The 7,513-nt window shown below is 50.8% G+C and carries 4 protein-coding genes; 2 read left to right on the plus strand and 2 right to left on the minus strand.

The annotated features are described in order from the left end of the window. Positions 1-94: 94 nt before the first annotated feature. Positions 95-1,027 carry a malate dehydrogenase gene (gene mdh, locus J4F31_11330; protein MCE2497148.1) on the plus strand — a complete coding sequence of 311 codons (933 nt, stop codon included), beginning with the start codon at positions 95-97 and terminating at the stop codon, positions 1,025-1,027. 498 nt (positions 1,028-1,525) lie between these two features. On the opposite strand, the gene J4F31_11335 is transcribed toward mdh, so the two are convergent. Both J4F31_11335 and J4F31_11340 read right to left on the minus strand, forming a co-directional pair. After that, complete coding sequence (locus tag J4F31_11335) at positions 1,526-1,924, minus strand: DUF393 domain-containing protein (protein MCE2497149.1); 399 nt, start codon at positions 1,922-1,924, stop codon at positions 1,526-1,528. Further along, positions 1,921-4,107 (minus strand): T9SS type A sorting domain-containing protein, encoded by a 2,187-nt coding sequence (locus J4F31_11340; protein ID MCE2497150.1) that lies wholly within the window; start codon positions 4,105-4,107, stop codon positions 1,921-1,923. The genes J4F31_11335 and J4F31_11340 overlap by 4 nt, the downstream gene beginning before the upstream one ends. A 127-nt stretch (positions 4,108-4,234) precedes the next feature. On the opposite strand from J4F31_11340, the gene secDF reads away from it, so the two are divergent. Beyond that, positions 4,235-7,345 carry a protein translocase subunit SecDF gene (secDF, locus tag J4F31_11345; GenBank protein ID MCE2497151.1) on the plus strand — a complete coding sequence of 1,037 codons (3,111 nt, stop codon included), beginning with the start codon at positions 4,235-4,237 and terminating at the stop codon, positions 7,343-7,345. The last annotated feature ends 168 nt before the right edge of the window (positions 7,346-7,513 follow it).

Genomic DNA, 7,513 nt, shown 5'->3' on the forward strand with positions numbered 1-7,513 from the left:
TTCCCGTTAAAGAGGGGGATTCAATTTCAAGACCTATATTTAATCGTTAGTAAATAATCTTCTGGTCTTAAGCCTAATAAAAAATCATAATCACATGAAAGTTACCGTAGTAGGTGCCGGAAACGTAGGAGCTACATGCGCCGATGTGCTTGCACACAAAGAAATCGCCAACGAGATCGTACTCGTCGATATCAAAGAAGGCATTGCCGAAGGAAAGGCTCTAGATATGTGGGAAACGTCCCCGATCAATCTGTACGATTCGCGTACCGTGGGTTCCACGAACGATTATTCAAAGACCGCTGATTCAGAAGTAGTTGTTATTACCTCGGGGCTTCCTCGGAAACCGGGGATGAGTCGCGACGACTTGATCGCCACCAATGCGGGAATTGTAAAATCGGTAACCGAAAACGTAATCAAATACTCGCCTAACGCGAAGATCGTGGTGGTATCGAACCCACTCGACGTCATGACCTACCAAGCCTACTTGACCGCCAGGGTTGACAGTAGCAAGGTGTTCGGTATGGCTGGAATCCTCGATACAGCGCGCTACCGCAGCTTCTTGGCTCTCGAATTGAACGTATCGCCAAAAGATATTCAGGCCGTACTCATGGGAGGTCACGGAGACACCATGGTGCCGCTTCCTCGCTACACCACGGTCGGTGGAATTCCGGTAACGGAGCTCATTAGCGAAGAAAAATTAAACGCCATCGTTGACCGTACCAAAGTCGGTGGAGGCGAGATCGTTAAGTTGCTTGGTACTTCAGCCTGGTACGCACCGGGTGCTGCTGCCGCTCAAATGGTAGAGGCCATTGTGCGCGACCAGCGCCGGGTATTCCCGGTCTGTGCCTTGCTCAACGGAGAGTACGGAATGGACGGAATTTACCTCGGGGTACCCGTGATCCTCGGTAAAAACGGTATCGAAAAGATCATCGAACTCGACCTCAATGCCGATGAGCACGCCTTGTTGGATGAGTCGGCCAATCACGTTCGCGACGTAATGAAGGTCCTCGACGATATGGATATTTAATATTTGCGCCTACGGCACGATGCACAGAGCCCCGCCATTGGCGGGTTTTTTTGTTGGCTATCGGCAATGCACGCAGTTATCCGAACTGCAGGGCACTTCGTGAGGAAGCTTTGGGTCGCGGTTGTAACACTTTTTCGGAGTGACCCCGAGGGTTAATTGTCGTCGAAGGTGCCTCACGCTGGCCCCAAGGGCCAGGAAACCCCGCGCAGAAAAGGTGCGAAAGCCCGAGGCCTTAAAGTGTCCTTTAGGGTCAATGCGAAATTGACGAATGCCCTTACCTAGCCCTTAGGGCCAATCGTTGTCGTTCCGGCGATCATTGACCCCGAGGGCCAATTGTCGTTGAAGGTGCCTCACGCTGGCCCCAAGGGCCTAGGAAACCCCGCACAGAAAAGGTGCGAAAGCCCGAGGCCTTAAAGTGTCCTTTAGGGCCACAATTGGGTCAAAAGAAAGATCCTTCCCCGTAGGTGCCAAAGCTTTTTTTTGCGATGCTCATAGGGATCACGGCAAAAACCGAGAGGTCCATTCGGGCCGTGGCAAGTAGCACGAATCGCGCTTGCCCCACAAAGTAAACCTAGAACGGGCCACCAAGTCGTACATACCATCGCGAATGAACCTGGGAATGTATCGAAGCGACCAAGCCCATTTCCATCCGCGTAATTTCCTGGCCACGCGTAAGGCGGCCGTTGACTTCGTATGCCAAGCCCCTTCTTCCCACAGCAAGAGGCTGTCGGGTTGGTTTTCAAGAGGATGCTCTTTCAAGAGCTCATCGGCGGTAGTGCCGCTCAGCGGAGCCAGGTGAAAACGACCATGTTGGTCGCGGGGTAAAATGAATTGTACCGCACCGCTGCACAAGTTGCAGTATCCGTCAATAAACAGGATGCTGCGCCTTTCGATCATCTGTTGATGACGAGTCGATGAATCTCCCGCAACGAGCCCTGTTCAACGCGTAACAGATAGTATCCGCCCGAGAGGGCGCTAACGTCAAAAGATACATTATAGGTGTCCCGTAAAGCACGACGGCCGTGGAGGTCAAGGATCTCGATTTCGGTATGAATACCATCCTCGAGGCCTTCGATGAAGATCGAATTCGCGGCCGGATTCGGGTACAGGGTGAGCGAGTTTTGAACTTCTGGCTCCGGAAGCGAAATATCGGCCGGATCAATTCCCATGTACAGTTGAACGCCACCCGAGTAATTGCCCAGAACGATGTCGATATAGCCATCGTTGTTGAGGTCCGCCATGGCCGGAGAGGGGCGCGAGGGGCGATAAAGCCCAACGCAGGCCGTATCCGCTTCAGCAAAGTTACCGGCAAGGTTATTCTCGATATCAGTGAAGTGCGACACATTTCCCGGAGCACCACCAATATAGAGTTCCCATTCTCCATTGTTATCGTGCACCGACGGATAGGCGTAACCGAGGAAGTACCATAGAGTACTCATATCGATACCGCCCAATGTGTCGGTCGCCAAAGTGAACTGAAAGCTCGTCGCTGAACCGGTATTCTCGTAGTATTTGACTCGGCCCGTGGAATGTCCGATCAGTAGATCCGAATCCCCATCGCGGTCCAAATCGGCCAGCTCGGGGGCAGCAGTATTTCCCACGTCAATGCCTCCTAGGTTGGCATTTGCGAGTACGAAGTTCGCGAGGTTTCCGGATCCGGCGGTATTGTTGAAGTGGTGAATGTTTCCGCTTCCATCACCTACGATCATATCCACATCACCGTCACCGTCGAGGTCGCCTAAGGCCGGAATCAAACTGGTGGGGAAGGGGAGGCCTGAAAGTCCTCCGAAATCCATACTCTGCAACGTGAATTCAGGTTGTGTAGCCGTACCGGTATTCAAGAACAAGGCCAACCTTGGTTTCGAAATTGTTCCGCTGTTCATGGTGCCAAAGTTCCCGATCAAGAGATCCGTTAATCCGTCACCGTTGAGGTCCGCGAATTTCGGGAAAGCGCCTTCTCCGACTTCGATCATTTCGTCTTGAAAGAGGTCATCTTGTTGAAATTCGAATTGAGGAGCTTGTTCGGTGCCGATGTTACGGTAATACCAAACACTATGGGTGTTCACCGCTCCACCGTCGGCGTTGGGAGAAACGATCATGTCACGAGCCCCATCGCGATCGATATCGACCCAGTGGAATCCTGGGAATAGCTCTATGTCGACCGGAACATCATAGCTAGGAAATAAGGGGTCTTGAGCACTCATGAATGCATCGGACGGTGTTCCTGTATTCGTCAGCAAGTTGCCGTTACTGAAGGTGATGTCTCCCAGAACGCAGTCCATATTCCCGTTGCCGTTGAGGTCTCGAATAGCAATGGAACTACCGGCGTGCCGCGGGCGGTTTGCATCCCCGGCAGGATTAAAATTGCTTCCGCAGGTGTCCAAAAAGACATCGTTGTTCAAGAAACTTTCCTTGAATCCACCCCAACAATCGTCGCCCAGCTCGTAGACGAGCGAATCGCTGTGACCGTACAATTCTTGTGAAAGACAAATATGGTATTCTACCGAAGTACCCAAGATCGAAAAGGTGACCACGTCGAGATCGCCATCGCCATCGATATCGTCAATGCCGGGAATGTCGGTCGAAGCTACGTATAGATTCACCGGGATCCCGGTGCCATAATCGGTGTACAGCTGTGGTGTATTGAGTACATAGGTGAACTTAAGCCCGTTCGATACCGTGCTCTCATTTTTATACACCGCAATACCGGCATTCGTGTGCGCCCAAATGTCCATTTTACCGTCGCCATTGTAATCCCGGAAAACGACCCAATTTCGTACTACCGGAAGCTTCGGAATGTACTGAGGCGCATACCTGTAAGTGACTTGTCCACCCTCGTCGATGTTTTCGAATGGCAAGAATCGACGACCCATTCGATCAAAAACGATGAGGTCCATCCGCCCGTCGAAATTCAACTCAACATGCGACCACTGGGTTGAATTGACTCCGCCCGCCCAGGCCATGGTCAATTCATCGCTGCCATCGAAAACGCCGATAGTGTCCTGAAATTGAAAGGCTACCGTTTGGGCTGCGACCGAAAAAGGCAAGTAAAATACAGCTATGAGAAGAATCCGTTTCATGTGACAAGGAAATCTGAATCTACCTACAAATATACGTAAAGCACACCGCTATAAGTTGGTTGTTAATATGGCACCATTCCTCTATATTTGCGGCCGAATTAATTCAGGCTAACATTATCTAACTCAAATGCAAAACAAAGGAGCCATCCGCTTGTTTGCGATTCTCTTTGCGCTGATCTGCTTGTATCAGCTGAGCTTTACGTGGATCGTAAGAAGTGTGGAAAAAGATGCGAAGGAGTACGCGAATGGTGATCCCGCCTTGTATCAAAGTTACCTCGACTCAATGGGGCCTCAGCCGGTTTACGACCTGCTGGTCCGCGAGTATACCTACAACGAGGTAAAGTCAAGAGAGCTCAATTTGGGTCTCGACTTGAAAGGTGGGATGAACGTCATTCTTGAGGTTTCTGTGAACGATATCCTTCGTTCGCTTTCGAACAACTCTAAGAATCCGATCTTCAATCAGGCCATCGATGCCACAAATCAACGTCAGCGCGATAGCCAAGACGATTACATCACGCTTTTCTATCAGGAATTCCAGCGCATCCGCAGCGAACAAAATAGCGATATACGCTTGGCCGATCCTTCGATCTTCGGAAATCGCCACCTTAAGGAGAAGGTGAATTTCGATAGCAGCGACGAGGAAGTGATACGCGTATTGCGCTCAGGGGCCGAAGGCGCCATCGAGCGTGCTTTCACCGTTCTCCGTGCACGTATCGATAAATTGGGTGTGGCTCAACCTAACATTCAACGCCTCGAAGGCACCGGCCGCATCTTGGTCGAACTTCCAGGTGTAAAAGAACCGGAGCGTGTAAAGCGCCTCTTGCAGTCTACTGCAGAGCTCGGATTCTGGGAAACACACGAGAATACCGACGTCATTCCTTTCTTGAATGCCGCTAACGAGCGCCTCAAGGACTTGGTAGAACGTCCAGCCTCTGTTCAACAAGCCGAGGCTATGGCAGATGCCGAAGCCGAGAGCAACGAGGCAGCCGACGCCGGACTCGATATGGAGTCTTTCGGAATCGACGATACTTTGGAGTCTACGACTTCCGGAATTGACTCTTTGAGCGATTCCATGGGTGCTGATTCTCTCGGCCTCGCGGCCGGAGGTGGAAGTGCAGCGGCCGATTCGACCGTTGACCCGACGGCCGCCTGGAACCCTCTGTTCGATATTCTTTTGCCGAACTACAACTTCGAAACCAACCAAGCTGGTACCGGTCCGGTCATCGGATTCGTAGCCATTAAGGACACTGCGAAAGTGGTTGATTACCTCAACCGCAAACAAGTACGCGAGTTGTTGCCTCCGAATATGCGCTACATGAAGTTCCTTTGGGAGGCAAAGACAGAAAGTAATTCAGACGAGAACTTCATGCGTTTGATCGCTATCTCAGGTAACCGAGATAACGAGGCTTACCTCCAAGGTGATGTGATCATCGACGCCCGTCAGGACTACGACGAACTCGGACGCCCTTCGGTTTCGATGAGCATGAACAACCAAGGCACTAACATCTGGGCGCGTATGACCGGCGATAACGTTGGTCGCTCGGTAGCAGTAGTACTCGATAGCTATGTGTACAGCTATCCGAACGTAAACGAAGAGATTAAAAACGGATCTACACAGATCGCCGGATCCTTTTCGGTAAAAGAGGCGAAAGACCTTGCGAATATCTTGAAAGCGGGTAAACTCCCCGCACCGGCTCGTATCATCCAAGCGGATGTGGTAGGACCTTCACTCGGTCACGAAGCCATCAACGCAGGGTTGATCTCTTTCTTGATCGCACTTGGAGTGGTGCTCCTTTACATGATATTCTATTACAGCACGGCCGGATTAGTTTCGAATTTGGCTTTGTTGGCCAACATGTTCTTCATCTTCGGAGTACTTGCCTCGGTACAAGCCGTGCTGACCCTTCCAGGGATCGCGGGTATCGTATTGACCATCGGTATGGCCGTGGATGCGAACGTACTTATCTATGAGCGCATTCGAGAAGAGACCGCCTCCGGAAAAGGATTGCGTTTGGCTATCAACGATGGATACAAGAACGCCTTCAGCTCAATTATCGATGCTAACTTTACCACCTTGCTTACGGGTATCATCCTGTTCGTATTCGGTACCGGTCCCATCCGTGGATTTGCGTCAACGTTGATCATCGGTATCTTGACTTCGTTATTCTCGGCGATCTTCTTGACGCGTTTGATCTACGAGCGTTTGTTGTCACAGAAACGCGATATCAAGTTCTCAACGAAACTTACTGAAGGCGCATTCAAAGGTCTCGCTATTCCTTTTTTGCAGAAACGCCGCATGTACTACATCATCAGTGGTGTTGTGATCCTGATCGGACTCGTATCCTTGTTCACGCGCGGACTTAACCAAGGTGTGGATTTCTCAGGAGGTCGTACCTATCAAGTTCGTTTTGATCAGCCCGTGAACACGACCGATATTACCGAAAGCTTGTCTCAAACCTTCGTTGTGGAAGACGGTCCCGCCGTTCGACCTGAAGTGAAGACCTTTGGAGGAAGCAACCAGGTACGTATCACCACTAAATACCGTATCGATGATAAAGGTGTTGAAGTAGATTCTGACATCGAAGATAAACTGTGGGCAGGTGTTCAATCGTACTTCCAAACGGAGATCACTCGCGACGAGTTCTTCAATGATTCAGACGATAAGCAGTACGGTCTCATGTCGAGCTCACAAGTAGGTCCAACCATCGCCGACGATATTCGTACCTCGGCCGTGCGGAGTATCTTGCTCTCCCTCGTTGTGATCTTCTTGTACATCTTGATCCGTTTTCGTCGCTGGCAGTTCTCGCTGGGTGCCGTTGTTGCGGTATTCCACGATGTATTGTTGGTGCTGTCGCTCTTCTCGTTGCTATACGGAATCGTACCGTTTAGCTTGGAGATCGACCAGGCCTTCATCGCTGCATTGTTGACGGTGATCGGATACTCACTGAACGATACCGTGGTCGTATTTGACCGTATCCGTGAGTATTTGAACGTACACCCAAAACGTGATTTCGACGACAACGTGAACCAAGCATTGAACAGTACTTTGAGTAGAACGGTGAACACCTCGTTGACCACGCTCTTCGTATTATTGGTCATCTTCTTCTTCGGAGGTGAAACCATTCGCGGATTCATGTTCGCCTTGGTTGTTGGTGTTGTCGTAGGTACATACTCATCGGTGTGCATCGCAACTCCCGTGATGGTCGATACCATCTCAAAAAAGATGAAAAAAGAGTAGTGTCACACTAACACCATTAGCAAAGCCGCTTCGATCTTTCGGGGCGGCTTTTTTGTGTGTGCCCGGCATGGGCAACGGGTATTAAATGCACCTGATTTTCCAGGGGGAGGGAGTCCCTTGCAGGCGAGTTGGTGAAGCCTGTTAGCAAGCCGCAAGCTGGTTAGCCGA

It is taken from the genome of Flavobacteriales bacterium, from assembly GCA_021296215.1.
GTDB lineage: Bacteria > Bacteroidota > Bacteroidia > Flavobacteriales > ECT2AJA-044 > ECT2AJA-044.